This window comes from Peribacillus sp. TH14 (assembly GCF_016651145.1).
Taxonomy (GTDB): domain Bacteria; phylum Bacillota; class Bacilli; order Bacillales; family DSM-1321; genus Peribacillus; species Peribacillus butanolivorans.
On sequence record NZ_JAEKEK010000001.1, the window covers coordinates 3951643 to 3972302 of the forward strand.

A 20660-nucleotide genomic window follows, 5' to 3' on the forward strand; every position below is an offset into this window, starting at 1 on the left:
TAAATGAAAAAGGTTTATGCCTCGGTTAAAGAATTTAATTGGGGCATAGTTACTAAATATAAAACTGGTGACTTCTTCTTATTGATATTATTTATTTCTACAGTTAAATATCTAATTATTAATGACATTAAATATGCCATATTTTGTGTTTTATTGATGATATGGAATGAAGTTCACAGTTGGAAGAAACTGAGCGATAACTAAAAACTAAATAAGCACAAAACCCAAGTCGTTTTCCGAATAAGGGAGCGTCTTTTTTTTATGCCCGATGAACGCCGGTTTTAGCCATGACTAGCGAAGAGGGCCGAGTGGCCTTATGAGTTCGACGTCCGTTCCCCTGCGGGCGTTCTTTTTATATTAACGAATGGCGGTGAAAATTATGATGATGGAAATCAACGAAATCGAAAAAAAGATTAACCGTATTGGCGATCTGACTCCGGTAGTTGAGCGTGTTTGCGAAAATGGCTTTCAAGCTGACGAATACATGGCGGAACTAAACGAAATGCAACGTCTTGCTATAGAGTTAAAGAATTCCGGATATCGAAACGTAGGACAGTTCGGAGTTAAGATGCTGGACGTTGTAAAATTAATTAAAAAATATAACGAGGAAGGCATTCGCCAAAGAGACTATATGAAATTTAAGAGCGCAGTTGATAAATCGGTTAGGGCGTATGAACGTCTACCGAAAGAAGAGGAGAAAGAGTAAATGGCAATCTCGCTTTCAGCAAGTATATCCTTAGTGGACAAAATGACTGCACCAATGAAACAAATGAAAAGCCAACTGCAAAGGTTTCAGAAGCAGACCGAAGCAACAAGCGGTAGTATTAGTAAAATGAAGTCGACTATGGGCGGCTGGACGTCGGGACTAGTCGGGGCTACAGCCGGCGTCATAGGTTTAGTCGGCGCTCAGAAGCTTCTTAATAGCACGATAGGCGAAGCGATGAGGCTCGACTATAACAAAGTCAGCTTGCAAGCAATGTTCCGCGGAGACCAAAAGGCAGCGAAAGAGCTATCCGACTTTATTCAGACTAAGGCGCTAGATTCGGTTATGTCTTATCAAGACGCGCTCAGCTCTACGCAATCCTTTTCGACGCTAACGAAGAATACCGGCGAGATTAAGGAAATGGTTAACTTATCGGAACGTCTAAGCTACCTTAATCCGTTACAAGGTTTTGAAGGAGCGGGTTTCGCGATTAAGGAAGCGCTTGGCGGGGATATGGTTTCGCTTAAAGACCGATTTAATCTGACGAAAGACCAAGTACAGCCGATAAAAGATGCCGTGTCGATGACGGGAAAACTTCAAGCTTTGGACGCGATCCTAAATAAAATCGGCATAGACAAGAAATATCTTGAAGAGGTTAACGAGACACCGTGGGCCAAGTGGCTGAAGCTAGTCGAAACGGGCAAGCAGACTTTCGTCGCCTTCGGAAATGAAGCCCTAGCTTCGGTCGTTCCTTTCATCGAAAAAATGACGAATTTTTTAGGTACTGACAAGTGGGCCAACTTTAAAACGAGTGCCGCGGAATCATTCGGCGCAGCAGTCAAGGGCGCAATAGACCTCGCAACTGCAATTGCGGAAAACTGGACGCCGATTAAGGAAACGATAATCGCGTTAAGTGGAGCCCTTGTCGTACTGAAAGCCGGTTTCGTCGCGATGTCTGTTATTAGTACCGTAACAACGATGATGAACGCTTATAAGTTAGCAAACGTCGGCGCAACGACTGCGGCGGCTCTTTTTAATGGTGTGCTTTTCGCGAATCCTATCGGACTGGTGGTATTAGCTCTCGCGGCCCTTACCGCAGGAATTATCTACGTGTACCGTAATTTCGATACGGTGAAATCGAAAGCAGTCGAGTTATGGAATAAGCTCGGATTCCTTAAGGGCGCAGTTATCGCCATGTTAGGACCTTTCGGACAAATCGTTGTGGCAGGCGTGGCTATATATAAAAACTTTGACCTCATTAAATCCAAGGCTTCTGAGATGGTCAACTCGGTTATTTCCGGAGTCAATAAGATGATTGGCGTCCTTAACAAGATACCAGGCGTAAATATTCCGATTGTGCCCAAAGTAAGTTGGGGAAATGTTACAAGTGCTCCTCAATATAGCGCATCAGTAGGACAAGGACGACAAACGTCACACGCAGGAGGATTGTCTCGCGTGCCTTACGACGGTTACGGCGCGAGCTTGCACAAAGGAGAACGCGTATTAACGAAGGCAGAAAATAAAGCTTATTCAGCGGGAATAGGCGGGTCTACGGTTCAATTTGGCGACATCCATATACACGGAGTTGGCGGAGATATGAAAAAGGCAGCCGATGAACTAATGGGCATCATAGTGAAAAAACTTGTAGCTGCAGAAGGTGCTTAATTAATGCGGGGCTCCTTCGTGGGCTCTTTTTTTTTATGACATTAAATAATATGAAAAAATAACCATTTAATCCCCAAATATATACAGTATATGGTAAGATAGGAATGTATTATTATATTATTAGGGGGATTTTAAATGCGGATAAGTGAATATTTTAATTTAGATGTAGATCAAAGGTCATTAGAATTTGTAGATGTTAATACTACAAAGGATGTTGAATTATTCATCGATCCCTCTTGGATACATATCGAGGAAGACGAATGGTGTAGAGCTGCATCTAATACAATTACTGGTTTTTTCGAGCATATTCTTGAATTATATGAAAATGGGCAAATCGAAAGAGCTAGAGAACTATTTGATTATGCACATGAGCCTAATGAGATATGTTTTGGAATGTCAGCAAATAACCCGGAAGGAACTGGAGCCTCTGCGGCAATGTTAAGTAGGGTTTTCGATCGAATCGTTTCGAATGAGATGATAGAGCATGGATTTATTAGAAGATTAGAGGATGTTAATGTTTTTATTGAAGACTTTGGACAAGATAGATTGTCAGACTTAGTTGCGAATATTATCAGAAAGCATTTGGTGGATTTTACAAGAGAGCAATGCCTTGCTAATAATATTGAACTTGGAAACGAAAGAAAGATGCTAGGTCATTTTTGGGATAACAATATTAAAAATTGGGTTGAATGTAATGAAAGACCTTTGGTTGTTGATGGAAAGGATATTTTGTTGGTACCTAAAAAAGTTGTCGTAAAAAACTATCGCTATACGGCTAGTCAGTATTGTACCCACCACGTATTAGTGCGAAGGGCAGAACAACATCAGCTTAATGGGACTCACTTGGTTCATCAAGAAACAAAGAGAGATGGAACGGTCGTTAGTAAAGTATTTAAAAAGGAGATAAGAGAAGAGGAAATAAAGAATTCAGGTTTAAATGAGAAGCAGTATGTGTTACAAGAAACTTTAAGGCATCCGGAATTGATAGAGGATTTTAGAGCATCTATTGAGGGGCGATTAAGAAATCCTGCAACAACTAATAGATTGTCCGATGAACAGTTTATAATTGCAATTAACAGTCTCTAATTAGTTTTCACCTCAACTTATAGTTGGGGTTTAATTATGTATTATAAAGAACGTATGTTCGTGTTATAATATCGTTATCCATAACGAAGGGACTGACGGAAATGACAATACGTGACCGCGGAAAACTAAAGTGGGCACCGGCCGCCTTTCTACCGGAATATACGAAAATGCTACGTGATTTGGACACGGATTATCACCGAAAACAAAAGCCGATTATTGACGAGTTTCAATTCGAAGAGTTTGATCAGCGGATATGCTACGCAATGGAATATAACTTTGCGGTAAAGCTTACGAAGTGGGTGGACGGCTTTAATTACGAAATAGTTGGAAGTGTACATTTCGTCGATCCGATACATAAGGAAGTGCGACTGAAAACGGAAGATTGCGATGTGGAACGTGTAAAGATGGCGGAAGTAATTGCCGTGGAGGTTATCGAATAGAAAAACGCTGGATTTGTTTAAATCTTTCCTCATTGAGAAACGCTGTAAGAAACGGTGTTTAGGAGGAATTAGTGTGGAAGAAAAGAAGGAGACCTTTGCGAAGACTTATCAATTTGGAAATACTACGGTGGTGGTCCATTCCGATTTATTGAAAATGACGGAAGAAGAGCGAGATAAGTGGTTCCGGGAACAGCGTGCTGCTGGCAATCCCGACCTCCTGGCGCTCGAAAGAACAGTCAATGAGGCATATCGAAAATTTTATAAGGGCGAGGAGACGTATTAAACGTGGAAGAAAAGAAGAAGCCCTTTGAATTTAAGATAAAGAGTGGTAACGCGACAATAATCATTCATTCCGATTTAATGAAACTAACTAAAGAAGAACGGGCGCAATGGTACAAAGATGAAATGGCGAAGGGTAACTCAGTTTTATTAGACATAGCAAAGGCGGTCAATAATTGTTATCGAAAGTAATTAACGTTGAATACGTGACATGAATCATTCCGAAGTATTCCGAAAATAGGGCGTGTACCGGGGCTGAGCGTCCGTTTCACCTGCACGGTGCTCCTCGTGGGTACGGGCGTCTGAAACTCCGGGGCTCAGTATACCGTTTATGCAGTATCCTATGCACGGAATGGCCCGGAGCATTATGCAGGATCACGCCTTGCCTACTACATACCAACGCTATATAAACCGCATTAAATTAACGATGTTTAAATAATGTATATTCGATAATAATTCCGTTTGCACAAACGTAGTCGTGGCGGGGGTTGTGTTTCGTATCACCTTCCGCAAATGTCTATTATGTAAACTAGAATTGCGTTGTTCATTCATTTAATTGAATAACGTTGAACTAATATTATACGTATTGGCGAATGGATATACACGCAGGGGGGACGCCGGGCGTACGACACCCAAGCCCATACGGCGAAATCCTTGCAGCTGCTGTAATGAACTCGCGCGCAACATTTTTTATTTCCAGGGGTTGGTGCACGCAATTCTGAGGCAACTATACGAAACTTACAATCTGGTTTATTCTGGTAATGATAGTATCATATTCCGGAAGGTTTCGTTTATACTTAAAGAAAAGGGGGCGGGTAATTGAAGTATATATTAAAGGTACTTGGCGGAATTGCTGTCGTTTTAAGTCTGGCGGCTTGTGGCGATGAAGATAACGCAGCTGAGCCGGTTACAACAACGGAAACTACGGTCGATACGCTTAAAGAAGGCGAAAATGGATATGCGTGGACCAATAGTATCCTTGGAGTTGGAAAAGACGATAGCAATCTTAAAGAAATTACTAAATACGCAGCAGCCAACAATCAAACGGAGCTACAGGCGATGCTAGCCGAAGGTAAAGCTGTTCTTGTAGATGAAGGTACGCCGATCACACTTATCGAGCGAGGGGTGCTGATCGCGAAGGTTAAATTAACGGAAACTGGTGAAGTTGGCTGGGTACCTTCCGAAGTGATTTCACGAGATAAACCGGAGTAAGACAACCCCCCGGCCTTCGCGGTTGGGGCTTTTTTTGTATGTGAAAGTAGAAAAAGCGACCGCATTTGGTCGCCTTTCTTCTTATTTATATACTCGTCCACGTCGCTTCTTAGCGTTGCCCTTTTCAAAAAGGTTTGCGACAGGTGATGCTAAGTCGTGATTCTCCTTTAAGTCTGCTTCGGCATATTTGACGTAACGCTGAGTCATGCTAATGTCGGTATGTCCGAGTATCTTCATTAACGAAAAGGAATTACCGCCCGACCGTAGATACTTAATCGCAAAGTAATGCCGGAAGGTATGAGGCGATACACGAACGCCAGAAACGTCTGCCTTAACAGCGTACTTCTTAAGCATCTTCGAAAAGGTATCCGCATTGTAGCGCTCACCAAACGATGTAAGGAAAAGGTAATCCTCCGGCTCAACGTTTATATAATCGACCAAGGTTTGTATTTCTCCGACGGTCTTCTTCGTTATTGGCAAGATACGCGTACGGTTGGATTTAGCAATTTCGCCCCGCACCGTTATTTGTCTTAACGTAAAGTCTACATCGTTTATTCGAAGGCTAGTGAGCTCTCCAATACGCAAGCCCGTATCAATTAAAATAAGCATCATTACGCGATCCCGAAAGCCGGTAAACGTTTTTATATTCGGAGTAGATAGTAGTCGCATTACATCGTCGTCAGTGAATATCTCGAAAGTATCGTCAGTTTCCGTTTGATATTTGATGCGCTCCGCAGGGTTGTGCGATACATAACGGTGTTCGACTAAGTAGTTAAAGAACACGCGCAGCACGCGAATAATATTATTTACCGACCGTGCCGACACGCCCCTTTGCGCCGAGTGATTCGTCGGGTGGTCGTCCCACTTAACCTTATCGAAAGACATATACCGAATATACTCACTAATTGTGGCCTCGTTTAGCTCCTCGTAATTATTATCGGCGTACCACTGGCAAAACTTTCCGATTATTTGAGAATACGCCTTGATGGTTTTATCCGACCGTTTTTCGAGCTTCTTCCCTTCAATAAACAAGTCGAACGCTTCCCTTACGTTGAAACCCTTATTAATTTTTACTCGCTGTTTGAACGCGAATTTACGTGAATTGTACGTCTGATTTGCCGCCAATTTAGCGAACCTCCTAGTCCTATAAACTTTTCGTAGAGGTGTCGGTAAAGCCGTCCAATTTTGCCGTGAATTTATCGGAATTTATCGGACTAAAGCGCCCTAAAACCGCGCGGTTATACCGTTAGCATGACTAAGGCAAAACCTACGAATTCCGAGTTCATTGCAATGGTTGCTGATAAGCTTCGTCTTGAGCATAAAGCTTCTTGACAGGGGTAGGGGGAGAACCGATTGTTGAGATTTAATATTTAACAATTGACCATATAAAGGCTAGAGCCGCTAAATATATATAGTAATTCTCCGTCTAGATGATAAGCAGACATGAAGAAGTTGCTTTGTGATTTTTTCTAATCAGCAACTTCATTATTTTTAACGCTGCCGATTACAAAAATTAAGCGCCTTTTATTTATTGGATTTTACAGGAAGAATCCAATAAATAAAAGGCGTTTTTGTTTGGGGTTCGTTATAGTCTCTTAGGAAGTAATCAGAGACAGTAACATCTTGCTACTTCATTTACTATCTGAATTATTAGTTAGTCAAATATGTATGTTTTTATTTTTTCTCTCAATTTTTAGATTATAATTAGGTATATATAATTATATTCACAAAGGGGAAATATATGATATATGAGAAAAATGAGTATTTTGTATTAGAATTGGAAAATGAAATAATTTATATTACTGTTTTTCAAAAGGGTTTTTCCATTCTGCATTTAAATCCTATTTTAATAAAATTTCCACAAATCCTACTGGAGAATTTTAATGACTTAAAGGATGCCCTTGCACAAGCAAGTGGAGCGAAAATTCAAATTGGAAAACAAAAACCGACCATAGAGTTGGATATAGCTGAAGATAAAATGTCAACTAGTGTCAAACTTAATTGTTCAAAAGAGTATCTGAAAGAGAATTATTCAGTAATTATGAACAATATTTTAAAGGAGCTTCAAAGGGAGAATATTTCAGAAGGGATTTTAATGCATATATTACAAAATGGACTTAGAATCAAAGATTCAATAGTTATCGCTAAGGGAATAGAACCGGTCCACGGAAAGGATGCGGTGGTTACCTATTTCAAACAATCGGAAAGAAAACCAGCGGTTCGAGAAGATGGAAAAGCCGATTATTATGACATGAGTTTTCTCGATGAAGTAAAAAGCGGTGATTGGTTAGGAGAAAAAGTCCCGCCAACAACTGGAAAGATGGGAAGGAGCATAACAGGAGAATTTGCATTGGCTAATAAAGGGAAGAATAAGAAACTACTTTATGATCGAACAACAGTTGCTGCTATTGAAGAAAATGGAAAGATTATTCTGAGAGCATTAATTAATGGAGTTGTGGAATTTAGAGGGGGAAAGATTGCTGTTGGTGATCACCTAGTCATTGAGGGAGATGTAGGTATTGAAACAGGGAATATCGAATTTGATGGAAGTGTGACCGTAAAAGGAGCGATTATTGATAATTTTTCAGTAACAGCAACCAAGGATATTTCTATTTTAAGTGAGCTTGGGGTAAGTAATGTTAAAGAAATCAAGTCAAAAGTGGGTGATGTATTCATTAAAGGAGGCATTTTTGGTAAGGGTGTGTCGAAAATTTCTGCTGGAAGAAACATCTTTGTAAAGCATGCCAATGAATGTCATATAATCGCGGGTGAAAATATACATATTGGTTCTTATTCATTGGGAAGTTTTCTGAAAGCAAAAAATATCTTCACAGATGAAAAAAAAGGAAAGTTAATCGGCGGGGTAATTGAAGCACATGGAAAAGTGAGAGCGGCGGTCATTGGTAATCGAATGGAACGTAAAACGATAATTAATGTACAAGGATTTAACCGCGAAATCTTAAAAGAGGAATTGAATAAAACATTACTTCTATACAAATCCAAAATTCAAAACCTCGAATTAGTAAAGGAAAAGCTGGAAGTATATGATATGTTTGTAGGTCAATTGAATTTAGCACAAAATTATCAATATGAACAAACAAGGAGCCAAGTTGAAAGCTTGACGGCTGAAATTTTTCAATTAGATGAAAAACGAAAGTCATTAATGGATACACTCGATTCAAAAGGAGACGGGGAAATTACCATTGGTCAAATGGCCTTTCCTGATACCCGATTACAAATTAAAAGTTTGGAAAAAAATTAAATGAACTTACAAAAGGAACTTTTTATGCAGAAAATAATTACCTGCATTTCGATTAGTTTCTATTAAATAACCGTAGTGAAATAATTTTCTGTTTCTTTTCATAAAATTGGGGAAATAGCGATTTTAGGGAGAGGGGCAGATTTCATGATGACCTTAATCTTTGCTCATCGAGGATCAGCAGGAACCCATCCGGAAAATACGATGTCGGCTTTCAAAGAAGCTGCCCGAGTTGGGGCGGACGGTATTGAAACGGATGTTCAGCTCTCGAAAGATGGTGAAGTAGTCATTATTCACGATGAAAAGCTTAATCGAACAACGAATGCCTCTGGGTTTGTGAAGGACCGGACTTTAATGGAGTTAAAAACTTTTAATGCGTCCAATAGTTATAAAGGGAAATTGGGTAATGAGAGAATTCCTACGCTTGAAGAATTATTGATATGGCTAAAGAATAATCAGCTTTTATGCATTATTGAATTGAAAAATACCCTCTTTCTATATCCAGGTTTAGAAGAGAAAGTCATTAGGCTCATTCGTAGCTACGAAATGGAAGAGAGGATAATCATTTCTTCTTTTAATCATTATAGTTTAGTTAATTGTCATCAACTGGCACCTGAAATAGAAACGGCACCACTTTACCGAGATGGTCTGTTTATGCCGTGGATTTATGCCAAGGCAATAGGAGGAAGCGCTATTCATCCAAATATCAGAGCTGCCCCTGATATCATCATTCAATCGTCGATGTGTGCGGGTGTTCCTGTACGACCATATACCATTAATAAAGAATCAGATATGAAACGATTATACAGCTTGAGATGCAGCGCCATCATCACCGATTTTCCAGAGATAGCGAAGCGAGTCAGAGAAGAATTTGAATAGAGGTAAGAAAGAAGGTGTCCATGATTCATTCATGGCACCTTCTTTTGCGTTTTAAAATTTATTAAACCTGCTTTGTACCTTATTTTGTTTCCGATCCCGATGAAGAACGAATCCTGCTATAAAGGCTATCCCGCCAATTGTGATAAGCAGCCCAATTAAAAATTGTAGCCAAAGGACTGGGTAGGGGGGCTGTAAAATACCAAAGACCATGTCCCGCATTATTTTTATACCATAGGCAGCGAAGGCACCAGGAATAAAAAGAACTAAAAAAGCGATTAAACGTTTCATGCAGTCAAATCCCTTCCAAAAATTCCGTCTTTAAAAAATGATAAAGGATATAGGAAATTTGTCAAGTTTCGGGAACTTAGAAAAAGCCTGGAAGATGGTGACTATTTATAGTCGATACTAATATGGTAAAATGAGGGTATATAGTATGAAAAAAATTGCAGAGATAATAAAAATTGAGAAAAAAATAGCAAAATAAAAGGGGGAATGAAAATGCAAAAAGTCATGATAGTAGGAGGAGGAGTAGGGGGGACAACGGTGTTGAAGCTCCTTTCGGAAATCGAAGAATTCTCAATTGTTTGTATGGCAGATACGAACGAAGCTGCTGAAGGTATACTTGCTGCAAAAGAACGAGGGATTTCTACTGTATCAAATTGGAGCAGTGCGCTAGATAAAGGCTTAGACATTATTATTGATACAACAGGAAATCCGTCTGTCTTTAATAAGATAAAAAAAGATATGGATGATCAAACAATACTCATTCCAGGAATCGTCGCTCATATTCTTACCAACCTATTTGAAGAGAAAAATCGTCTTATAAATAAATTGGAGAATGCTTCAGCAAAAATGGACTTAATACTTAATACAACCAGTGACGGAATGATAGTCATCGATCACAATGGATATGTCATAATGTTTAACGATAGTGCGGAACGAGTATCGAATACAAAGCGTGAATCAGTGATTGGTAAGCATATTAAAGATATCATCCCTTCAAGTGGATTACTGAGAGTAATGGAAACTAAACAGAGGGAAGAAAATCGACGGATCACCCTCGAGAATGGGATGGATTTCATCACGACAAGAATCCCTTTAATGAATGCAGAGGAAGAAATTATAGGGGCATTTTCTATGTTTAAGGATAAAACGGAAGCGGTACAATTAGCTGAACAGATTACTGATTTAAAAGAGATTCAGACGATGCTTGAAGCGATTATTCACTCAAGTGACGAAGCTATATCTGTCGTTGATGATCAAGGAAGGGGGCTTTTGATCAATCCAGCATATACAAGACTTACTGGTTTAACAAAGAATCAGGTGATTGGAAAGCCGGCTTCTATAGATATTTATGAAGGTGAAAGTATGCATATGAAGGTGCTTCAAACAAAAAAGCCGGTTCGTGGTGTCAATATGCGTGTCGGTCCAAAGCATAAGGAAGTAATTGTTAATGTTGCTCCGATTATTGTAGACGGACGTCTAAAAGGAAGTGTTGGGGTCATACATGATGTTTCAGAAATTCAAGCTTTAACTCACGAATTGAATCGAGCACGTCAAATTATTAGGACTTTGCAGGCCAAATACTCCTTTGATGATATAATTGGAGCTTCTGAAGAAATGAAGCTTCCGGTTGAACAGGCGAAATTATCTGCAAGAACCCCGGCCACTGTTTTGTTGAGAGGGGAATCAGGGACAGGCAAGGAGTTGTTTGCCCATGCTATCCATAATGCGAGCGATAGGAAATTTAATAAGTTTGTACGTGTAAACTGTGCGGCAATTTCTGAATCATTACTTGAAAGTGAACTGTTTGGTTATGAGGAAGGGGCCTTTACCGGTGCGATAAGAGGCGGGAAAATCGGTTATTTTGAAGAGGCAAATCAAGGAAGTATATTTTTGGATGAAATTGGTGAATTACCAGCTAACATTCAGGCAAAATTACTTCGAGTATTGCAGGAACAAGAAATCATCAGAGTTGGTGGAACAAAGCCTATTCCAATCAATGTCCGGGTAATAGCTGCTACCAATATTAATCTTGAACAAGCCATTGGTAATGGATTATTCCGGGAAGACCTATATTTCCGGTTAAATCGCATGCCCATTCTCATTACCCCGTTACGAAAACGAAAAGAAGATATGCGAGAATTAGCGGAGCATTTAATTAATAAAATCAATCAAGAATACGGACGGAGTATTGAAGGGATTACCGAAGCAGCCATCCATAAAATGCAAATCTATAATTGGCCAGGAAACGTAAGAGAGCTGGAAAATATTTTAGGGCGAGCGATTATCTTCATGAAATTAAATGAGACAATTATAGATATACAGCATATTCCGGATTTTATCGAGGCGATTCCATTAAAACAGGATAAAGTCGTGACAAAACCTTCTATCTACGTATTGGGGAAACCGCTCTCGGAAATAATAGATCAGTATGAAGCCGAAATTATTCAGCAAGCGATATATACTCACAAGGGAAATAAAACACTTACAGCTAGGGCCCTTGGAATTTCAGTAAGAAATTTATATTACAAGATGGAAAAGTTAGAACTGTGAAGTTATTTGCGTGCAAAATATTGCATTATGTGAAATAATTTGCGTATGATTTTAGAAAATATTCTAATGTAAATTGGTTCAACTTCTAACATGAAATATTTAAAAAATATGTAAAGGTTATTATTGGCCGCTTATTAACCGGAATATTCGTTTTTAGTAAAAAGATACCTTTTATTGGCATGTAATTTGCATATTGAATAGTACATGGGTTTCTTCCGGGAACCATTCTCCAAAGGGAAAAATATCATGAAATTAGCGGATATTATTTGCATGAACGAAGTAACCCAGTAAGAATGAGGAGTAATTGTCAGCCTCTCTTATCTGTCACTTAATAAAAACATCTAGGGAGGATTCTTTTATGGAAATTTTTAAATATCTTGAAAAATATGATTACGAACAACTTCTTTTCTGTCAGGATAAACAATCTGGATTAAAAGCGATTATTGCTATTCATGATACGACTTTAGGGCCTGCTCTTGGAGGCACGCGGATGTGGACGTATGCTACAGAAGAAGAAGCCATAGAAGATGCTTTAAGGCTTTCAAAAGGAATGACTTATAAGAACGCAGCCGCTGGCTTAAATTTAGGCGGAGGAAAAACGGTCATCATCGGCGATCCACGCAAGGATAAAAATGAAGAAATGTTCCGTGCATTCGGCAGATATATCCAAGGATTGAATGGTCGTTATATAACAGCTGAAGATGTTGGAACAACGGTTGAAGATATGGATCTCATTCACGAAGAAACAGACTTCGTGACAGGTATCTCCCCTGCATTCGGTTCTTCAGGTAACCCTTCACCTGTTACTGCTTACGGGGTATATCGGGGTATGAAAGCTGCAGCAAAAGAAGCATTCGGCACTGATTCTCTAGAAGGCAAGGTGATTGCAGTCCAAGGTGTCGGGAATGTAGCTTATAACTTATGCCGTCACCTTCATGAGGAGGGCGCTAAGCTGATTGTTACGGATATTAATAAAGAGAGTGTAGCCAGAGCAGTCGAATCCTTTGGTGCAACTGCCGTAAATCCTGATGAAATTTATGGTGTTCAATGTGATATTTATGCACCTTGTGCATTAGGTGCTGTAATAAACGATCAAACGATTAATCAAATCAAAGCTAAGGTCATTGCAGGTGCAGCTAATAATCAGTTAAAAGAACCTGTTCATGGTGACCAAATACATGAAAAAGGAATTGTGTATGCTCCTGATTATGTAATTAATGCAGGTGGAGTCATAAATGTGGCTGATGAGCTTTTAGGTTATAACCGGGAAAGAGCTCTTAAGAAAGTGGAAACGGTTTATGATACCATTGAACGAGTCATTGAGATTGCAAAACGTGATAATATCCCAACCTATAAAGCAGCTGATAGGATGGCAGAGGAGCGCATTGAACGTATGCGGAATTCACGGAGTCAATTTCTACAAAATGAAAAGCATATCTTAAATGGACGAAGATGATTTAAGTTGTAAAAGATATAGATTCCTGTGTTTTTTTTTGATAAACACAGGAATTTTCAACATTGATAACGTAATAAACATAGGGCAAGTAAAAACGGTAACAACTGTTTAATAGTGAGGAGGAGTGGTTTTGGCTGAAGAATTTGACCTTGTTATCCTAGGCGGAGGAACAGGCGGGTATGTGGCAGCAATTAGGGCTGCTCAATTAGGTTTGAAAACGGCTGTCGTGGAGAAAGGCAAACTCGGCGGGACGTGTCTACATAAAGGCTGTATCCCTTCAAAAGCGCTTTTAAGAAGTGCAGAAGTGTATCAGACTGCAGTGAAAAGTGAGGAATTCGGTATTGTCACCGGGGATGTTAATGTAGATTTCCTTAAGGTGCAGGACAGAAAAAATAAAATTGTTGATCAACTTTATAGAGGGGTTCAACACTTAATGAAACAAGGGAAGATAACGGTTTATGAAGGCTTAGGGCGTATACTTGGTCCATCTATATTTTCACCGATGCCCGGAACGATTTCCGTAGAAATGAATAATGGCAGTGAAAATGAAATGCTTATCCCTCAGAATATCATTATTGCTACCGGTTCACGCCCGAAGACATTACCCGGTTTACCTATTGATGGAGAATATGTACTTACGTCTGATGAAGCACTAAAGCTAGAGAGCTTGCCAAAATCAATTATTATTGTAGGCGGGGGTGTGATTGGTATTGAATGGGCCTCGATGCTGAATGATTTTGGTGTGGAAGTAACGGTTCTGGAATATGCAGATAGAATCATCCCGACTGAGGACCATGAGATTTCAAATGAAATGCTTCGTCTTCTAACGAAAAAAGGCGTCAAGTTTGTTACAGGGGCTAAGGTATTATCGGAAACGCTGAAAATAGAAGATTCGGTATCTATTTCTGCTGAAATAAAAGGAACCACCGAGGAATTCACAGCTGAAAAAATGCTGGTTTCCGTAGGCAGATCGGCAAATGTTGAAGGAATCGGCCTTGAAAATACAGAAATAGTGAAAGAAAAAGGTTTTATCGAAACCAATGAGTTCTTCCAAACTAAAGAAACACATATCTATGCAATCGGTGATTGTATCGGTGGTTTGCAGTTGGCACACGTTGCCTCCCATGAAGGTATTACAGCTGTTGAACATATGACAGGCAATAAACCTGAGAGTATAGATTATTCGCTTATTTCAAAATGTGTATATTCAAGTCCCGAAGCTGCAAGTGTTGGTTTGACAGAAGAACAGGCAAAAAAGGAAGGCTATGACCTTAAAACAGGAAAGTTTCCGTTCAGGGCAGTAGGTAAGGCCCTCGTTTTCGGGGAAGCAGATGGTTTTGTCAAAATCATTGCAGACAAAAAAACGAATGATATCTTAGGCGTTCACATGATTGGACCACATGTAACCGATATGATTTCTGAAGCAGGTCTTGCAAAAGTACTAGATGCGACACCTTGGGAAGTAGCAAAAACGATTCATCCACATCCAAGTCTTTCTGAAGCAATCGGCGAGGCAGCGTTAGCAGTCGATGGACTTGCCATTCATTCATAAAGAATAAGGTCAGGAGGTTTTATGATGGTAGAAAAACGTCATGAACAATTAGGCTTAAATGAGGAAACAGTTTTAGATATGTACCGGACAATGCTTTTGTCCCGTAGGATTGATGAGCGGATGTGGCTGTTGAACCGTTCCGGGAAAATCCCCTTTGTAATTTCTTGTCAGGGACAGGAGGCAGCTCAGGTTGGGGCTGCGTTTGCATTGGATCGTCAAAAGGACTATGTATTACCCTATTACCGAGATGTTGGAGTGGTTCTGACATTTGGAATGACCGCAAAGGACTTGATGCTTTCAGGATTTGCAAAAGAGGAAGATCCCAATTCTGGTGGACGGCAAATGCCAGGTCATTTTGGCCAGAAGAAAAACCGAATTGTCACTGGGTCTTCCCCTGTAACGACTCAGGTTCCCCATGCAGTGGGAATTGCCCTTGCCGGGAAGATGGAAGGGAAGGATCTAGTTACATTCGTCACATTTGGAGAGGGTTCATCCAACCAGGGAGATTTTCATGAAGGAGCAAATTTTGCAGGTGTGCATAAGCTTCCGGTCATCTTTATGTGTGAAAATAATAAATATGCGATTTCTGTTCCTATTTCGAAACAACTTTCCTGTGAAAATGTTTCGGATCGGGCGATTGGCTATGGTATGCCTGGAATAACTGTGGATGGCAATGACCCATTAGAAGTATACGAAGCGGTTAAAGAAGCGGCAGACCGTGCTCGCAGGGGCGAGGGACCCACTTTGATTGAAACGGTTTCGTATAGGCTCACCCCTCATTCAAGTGATGATGATGACAGAAGCTACCGAACTGCGGACGAAGTGGCAGAAGCGAAGACAAAGGATTCCATCAAGACCTTTGGAGCGTATTTAAAGGAAACAGGAATTATGGATGATGCGCTTGAAAAACAAATGAATGATGAAGTGATGGTAATAGTCAACGAAGCAACTGACTATGCCGAAAATGCTCCATATCCGAAGGCTGAAAGTGCTATGAATCATGTGTATGCACAAAAGTAAGGGGGTAATAGAATGCCAGTGATTTCTTATATAGATGCCGTTACAATGGCAATGAGGGAAGAGATGGAAAGAGATTCTCGTGTGTTTGTACTGGGAGAAGATGTAGGGAAAAAAGGTGGGGTCTTCAAAGCTACTAATGGATTATACGACCAATTTGGTGAAGCCAGAGTTATTGATACTCCCCTAGCTGAATCAGCAATTGCAGGAGTTGGAATTGGAGCCGCTATGTATGGTCTTCGGCCGATAGCTGAAATGCAATTTGCTGATTTTATCATGCCGGCTGTAAACCAAATTGTCTCAGAAGCGGCCAAAATTAGATACCGTTCTAATAATGATTGGAGCTGTCCTATCGTCATACGTGCACCTTATGGGGGAGGGATTCATGGAGCCCTATATCATTCGCAATCTGTTGAAGCTCTCTTTGCAAATCAACCGGGCTTGAAAATTGTCATGCCCTCCACTCCCTATGATGTAAAAGGGTTGCTTAAAGCAGCCATTCGAGATGAAGATCCAGTGCTTTTCTTTGAACATAAACGCGCTTACCGCTTGATTAAAGGTGAGGTACCAACTGAAGATTATGTACTTCCCATTGGCAAAGCCGATGTGAAAAGAGAAGGGGAAGACATCACGGTCATATCCTATGGTCTTTGTGTGCATTTTGCACTCCAGGCAGCAGAAAAATTAGCTGCAGATGGTATATCTGCTCATATTCTGGACTTGCGAACCGTGTACCCATTAGATAAGGAAGCTATCATTGAAGCGGCTTCTAGAACGGGGAAAGTCTTACTGGTTACAGAGGATAATAAAGAAGGAAGCATTATGAGTGAGGTCGCAGCCATCATTGCCGAACATTGCCTATTTGATTTGGATGCTCCGATTAAACGGTTAGCCGGTCCTGATATTCCTGCCATGCCATATGCTCCTACGATGGAAAAACATTTTATGGTGAATCCAGATAAAGTGGAAAAAGCGATGAGAGAACTGGCTGAGTTTTAATGACTGATAAGTAGGAGGAACAAATCATGGCTACGGAACTAATGAAAATGCCTCAACTAGGTGAAAGTGTCACAGAGGGAACTATCAGTAAATGGCTTGTTAAGCCAGGGGATCGTGTCACTAAATATGACCCGCTTGCTGAAGTGATGACAGATAAAGTAAATGCTGAGGTTCCTTCTTCCTTTACCGGTATCATTAAGGAATTGAAAGCAGACGAAAATCAAACGTTGGCAGTAGGAGAAGTTATTTGCTCGATTGAAGTTGAAACGGTAAAAGCAGAAAAAACGGAAGGTCAAGCAGAGTCATATAGTGAGAAAAATGATTCAAATGAAACAAGGGATGTTCACACATCTAGTGAAGCACCAGGGAAAACCCGCTTTTCACCAGCTGTATTAAAACTCTCTCAGGAACATGGAATTGACCTTTCCAAAGTAAAAGGTACAGGAAGTGAGGGACGGATTACCCGTAAAGATTTACTGAAACTTCTTGAATCCGGTACTCTTCCTAAAGCTGATGCTCCTTCCGCTATTCCCGAATCCGTTCGCGAAGAGACTATCTCACCAGTCACTCAGCGAGCTAGTACAGAAATCATAATTCCGACTGCGACTGGGGACAGGGAAATACCCGTTACCGGGGTGAGGAAAGCGATTGCTTCCAATATGTTAAAAAGTAAGCATGAAATTCCTCATGCTTGGACGATGGTAGAAGTTGACGCAAGCAACATGGTAAAGTTACGTGATTCACTAAAAACCGATTTTAAACAAAAAGAAGGCTACAACTTAACTTACTTTGCATTCTTTGTAAAAGCAGTTGCTCAAGCTCTTACGGAATTTCCGGAAATCAACTCGATGTGGGCAGGAGATAAAATCATTCAAAAGAAAGAAATCAATATTTCAATAGCCGTTGCCACAGAAGATGCCTTATTTGTACCTGTCATAAAAAATGCAGATGAAAAATCAATTAAAGGTATTGCTAGGGAGATAAAAGAACTTGCATCTAAAGTGAAGGCAGGTAAATTAAAATCGGAGGACATGCAAGGAGGTACGTTCACTGTAAATAACACTGGTTCATTCGGTTCCGTCCAATCCATGGGAATTATTAATTATCCACAGGCAGCTATTCTACAAGTCGAAACAATAGTAAAACGGCCGGTGATTATTAACGACATGATTGCGGTCCGTGACATGGTAAACCTTTGTTTGTCACTAGACCATCGTGTATTGGACGGACTGGTATGCGGCCGATTCCTTGCAAGAGTTAAAGAAATCATCGAAAAGATTACCGAAGACAATACATCTATTTACTAGAATAAGGGAAGAAGGAGGAAGAGCCTAGAAGGTTTCTTCCTTTTTTTCTGTGCTTCATTACTTGTTTATTAATAAATTTTTATTGGAAAATAGAAAAACATCGACAAAATTTTTATTTTTGCTTATTATTTTATAGAGAGCTGTTCTAATACACAGCTAACTGTACTTCAATAGAAATGGTATAGACTTTCTATACAACAGACTGTACTAATTTCTATTAGCTTAAATTTCAAGAAAAATATGGTAGAATGTTATTATAATTCAGATTATTAGATGGGAGGGCGGTTTTCTTATTAACTGACTGAGCGTTCGGTCTCCGTTATTAAGGGATAGAGCGATTCGGGTAGTAAACGATAAGAAAGCGATTACAGATGGAACTGAAAGATGTAAAAAACATAACCTTTCCTAAACCTTCGTTAGAAGAGTGGAAAGAAGCTACAGAAGTCAGTTTAAAAGGTAAAAGTGTTGAAAAATTAAAAACATATACATATGAGGGTATTACTTTAAATCCACTCTATACAGAAAAGGAGGATTCAGCAGCAAAAACAGCAGAATTACCGGGATTTTTTCCATTTACTCGCGGAATTACTCCGACAGGTTATTATGAACAACCTTGGCTTGTCGTTCAGCCTGTAAGCGGTATCACAGCAGATGAGGCAAATGAAAAGATGCAAGCGGCATTTAAGCGCGGTCAAAATGTCGTTGCATACCCGGCTCGTTTACTTGCTGAGGGGGCAAGAATTGAAAAATTGTTTAATAATATCCCGTTAAAGGAACTCCCAGTGTTCATTGACCTTAAGGGGAAACAAAAAGAATTTTTCCCACAAATCAAAGCTGTTGCGGATCTGCAAAAAGCCCAGTTGAAAGGTGTGCTGGCAGAGGATCCAATTGCAGAATGGCTTATTGGTGGTCAGCTCCCAGAAGATACAGACCAATATTTTGCTGAATGGATAAAAACAGTTCAAGATTATCAAAAAGTTGGACCAAATTTAAAGACAGTTCTGGTTAATACTGCTGTATTCCATAATGGCGGGGCCAATGCTGTTCAAGAGATTGCTTACGGATTGGCTGTAGCTGTCCAATATGTATTGGAAGGTCAAAAACAAGGGCTTTCTATATCTGAGATTACAGAAAAAATCGTATTTTCTTTTGCAGTTGACTCCAATTACTTTATGTCAATTGCGAAGCTGAGAGCGGCTAGGCGACTTTGGGCTGGTCTTGCTAAAGCCTTTGATACAGCTCCACATCATTTTAAAATGGCAATACACGCTGTAACGTCCGAATTGACAGAAACCCTATATGATCAGCACGTCAACATTCTTCGTACCACCAATCAAGCTTTTGCTGCTGCGATTGGAGGAATTCAATATTTGCAAATTCATCCATTTAATCATGCATTCGGGGAATCTGATGATTTTTCAGAAAGAATCGCACGAAATACACACTTGATATTAAAAGAAGAAACGAATATTACGACAGTGGTCGATCCTGCAGGCGGTTCTTGGTATGTAGAGCAATTGACGGATGAACTGGCTGAAAAAGCGTGGATGAAGTTCCTTGAAATCGATACAGCTGGTGGAATTTTTGAAGCAATTAAGCACGGCTCCTTACAGGCAGATTTAGTTGAAGTTTACCAAGGAAGAATTCAAAATGCTGCGTTAAGAAAAGAAAGTATTATCGGAACGAATGTATATCCGAATCCCGCAGATAAGATCAAAACTCCAACACAAGAAAAACAGGTGTCATATATGGTTGTAGAGAAGCCAGTGGAGATTACACCAATTACGTTGGAGCGCATTTCAGTCCAATTCGAACAGTTAAGATTACGGAGTGAAACTTTTAAACAACGTAGTGGAGAAGCCCCGAAAATCGGATTAATTAATTTAAAAGAACTTAAATCCTACAAACCTCGTGCTGATTTTGTTAAGGGGCTAGTTGCAGCAGGGGGCATTGAAACAGTAGAAAGTGCAGGCTGTCAATCAATCCAGGATGCAGTCGATTACGTAGCATCAACAAATCTTCCCATCTATTGTGTTTGTGGCAGTGATAATGACTACTCGGAATTAGCAAAAACGACAATCAAAGAAATTAAAAAGCAGTTCCCTGAAATTAATCTTTATATAGCCGGTAAGCAGACAGAAGAATTGGAAATCTCACTAAGTGAAGCCGGAGTTAAAGAATTTATCCATGTTAAAACGAATGCTGTAGCAATTTTGATAGAATTACTACAAGCGCTAGGGGTGAACTAAG

The 20660-nt window shown here is 40.0% G+C and carries 19 protein-coding genes and 1 pseudogene; 18 read left to right on the forward strand and 2 right to left on the reverse strand.

From position 1 onward, the window contains the following. Positions 1 to 3 precede the first annotated feature (3 nt). From JFU50_RS19245 to JFU50_RS19280, 8 genes are all read left to right on the forward strand, one after another. A complete protein-coding gene (locus JFU50_RS19245; RefSeq protein ID WP_201223700.1) occupies positions 4 to 204 on the forward strand; it encodes a hypothetical protein in 201 nt (66 codons plus the stop codon). A gap of 160 nt (positions 205 to 364) precedes the next feature. Continuing rightward, positions 365 to 706 (forward strand): hypothetical protein, encoded by a 342-nt coding sequence (locus tag JFU50_RS19250; RefSeq protein WP_201223702.1) that lies wholly within the window; start codon positions 365 to 367, stop codon positions 704 to 706. Positions 707 to 976: 270 nt separating this feature from the next. Beyond that, positions 977 to 2368: a hypothetical protein gene (locus JFU50_RS19255; protein ID WP_201223704.1), complete on the forward strand. Its 1392-nt coding sequence runs from the start codon at positions 977 to 979 to the stop codon at positions 2366 to 2368. 135 nt (positions 2369 to 2503) lie between these two features. After that, entirely contained in the window at positions 2504 to 3454 is a 951-nt protein-coding gene (locus JFU50_RS19260) for a hypothetical protein (RefSeq protein WP_201223706.1), read from the forward strand. A gap of 101 nt (positions 3455 to 3555) precedes the next feature. Beyond that, positions 3556 to 3894 carry a YolD-like family protein gene (locus tag JFU50_RS19265; protein WP_201223708.1) on the forward strand — a complete coding sequence of 113 codons (339 nt, stop codon included), beginning with the start codon at positions 3556 to 3558 and terminating at the stop codon, positions 3892 to 3894. Positions 3895 to 3967: 73 nt separating this feature from the next. Next, positions 3968 to 4177, forward strand: coding sequence for a hypothetical protein (locus tag JFU50_RS19270; RefSeq protein ID WP_201223710.1), 210 nt, complete (start codon positions 3968 to 3970; stop codon positions 4175 to 4177). Positions 4178 to 4179: 2 nt separating this feature from the next. Continuing rightward, complete coding sequence (locus JFU50_RS19275; RefSeq protein ID WP_201225221.1) at positions 4180 to 4365, forward strand: hypothetical protein; 186 nt, start codon at positions 4180 to 4182, stop codon at positions 4363 to 4365. Positions 4366 to 4992: 627 nt separating this feature from the next. Next, complete coding sequence (locus JFU50_RS19280; protein ID WP_201223712.1) at positions 4993 to 5385, forward strand: hypothetical protein; 393 nt, start codon at positions 4993 to 4995, stop codon at positions 5383 to 5385. An 81-nt stretch (positions 5386 to 5466) separates the two neighbouring features. On the opposite strand, the gene JFU50_RS31520 is transcribed toward JFU50_RS19280, so the two are convergent. Further along, the gene (locus JFU50_RS31520; RefSeq protein ID WP_207198813.1) at positions 5467 to 6510 is read right to left on the reverse strand and encodes a tyrosine-type recombinase/integrase; all 1044 of its coding nucleotides are present in this window, start codon (positions 6508 to 6510) and stop codon (positions 5467 to 5469) included. 111 nt (positions 6511 to 6621) lie between these two features. Between JFU50_RS31520 and JFU50_RS19290 the strand changes: the two are divergent. The 3 genes and pseudogenes from JFU50_RS19290 to JFU50_RS19300 form a co-directional block, all read left to right on the forward strand. After that, positions 6622 to 6717: pseudogene (locus tag JFU50_RS19290) on the forward strand (hypothetical protein); the annotation flags it as partial. 409 nt (positions 6718 to 7126) lie between these two features. Continuing rightward, complete coding sequence (locus JFU50_RS19295; RefSeq protein WP_201223714.1) at positions 7127 to 8647, forward strand: DUF342 domain-containing protein; 1521 nt, start codon at positions 7127 to 7129, stop codon at positions 8645 to 8647. 144 nt (positions 8648 to 8791) lie between these two features. Continuing rightward, positions 8792 to 9523 (forward strand): glycerophosphodiester phosphodiesterase, encoded by a 732-nt coding sequence (locus JFU50_RS19300; protein WP_309557882.1) that lies wholly within the window; start codon positions 8792 to 8794, stop codon positions 9521 to 9523. 51 nt (positions 9524 to 9574) lie between these two features. On the opposite strand, the gene JFU50_RS19305 is transcribed toward JFU50_RS19300, so the two are convergent. Beyond that, positions 9575 to 9811, reverse strand: coding sequence for a DUF2627 domain-containing protein (locus JFU50_RS19305; RefSeq protein ID WP_053346899.1), 237 nt, complete (start codon positions 9809 to 9811; stop codon positions 9575 to 9577). A gap of 210 nt (positions 9812 to 10021) precedes the next feature. Here JFU50_RS19305 and JFU50_RS19310 point away from each other — a divergent pair, with 210 nt between their 5' ends. The 7 genes from JFU50_RS19310 to JFU50_RS19340 all read left to right on the forward strand — a co-directional run bounded on the left by JFU50_RS19310 (position 10022) and on the right by JFU50_RS19340 (position 20659). Beyond that, positions 10022 to 12079 carry a sigma-54 interaction domain-containing protein gene (locus JFU50_RS19310; RefSeq protein ID WP_201223716.1) on the forward strand — a complete coding sequence of 686 codons (2058 nt, stop codon included), beginning with the start codon at positions 10022 to 10024 and terminating at the stop codon, positions 12077 to 12079. A gap of 358 nt (positions 12080 to 12437) precedes the next feature. Beyond that, positions 12438 to 13535, forward strand: coding sequence for a Leu/Phe/Val dehydrogenase (bcd, locus tag JFU50_RS19315; protein WP_201185749.1), 1098 nt, complete (start codon positions 12438 to 12440; stop codon positions 13533 to 13535). 130 nt (positions 13536 to 13665) lie between these two features. Continuing rightward, positions 13666 to 15087, forward strand: a complete 1422-nt coding sequence (gene lpdA / locus JFU50_RS19320; protein ID WP_201223718.1) for a dihydrolipoyl dehydrogenase — start codon at positions 13666 to 13668, stop codon at positions 15085 to 15087. A gap of 24 nt (positions 15088 to 15111) precedes the next feature. Beyond that, a complete protein-coding gene (locus tag JFU50_RS19325; RefSeq protein ID WP_201185745.1) occupies positions 15112 to 16107 on the forward strand; it encodes a thiamine pyrophosphate-dependent dehydrogenase E1 component subunit alpha in 996 nt (331 codons plus the stop codon). Positions 16108 to 16119: 12 nt separating this feature from the next. Beyond that, positions 16120 to 17103, forward strand: a complete 984-nt coding sequence (locus tag JFU50_RS19330; RefSeq protein WP_053346895.1) for an alpha-ketoacid dehydrogenase subunit beta — start codon at positions 16120 to 16122, stop codon at positions 17101 to 17103. Positions 17104 to 17129: 26 nt separating this feature from the next. Beyond that, on the forward strand, positions 17130 to 18410 hold the full coding sequence (locus JFU50_RS19335) for a dihydrolipoamide acetyltransferase family protein (protein ID WP_201223720.1): 1281 nt from the start codon (positions 17130 to 17132) through the stop codon (positions 18408 to 18410). A gap of 371 nt (positions 18411 to 18781) precedes the next feature. Further along, complete coding sequence (locus JFU50_RS19340) at positions 18782 to 20659, forward strand: methylmalonyl-CoA mutase family protein (RefSeq protein WP_201223721.1); 1878 nt, start codon at positions 18782 to 18784, stop codon at positions 20657 to 20659. Position 20660 lies beyond the last annotated feature (1 nt).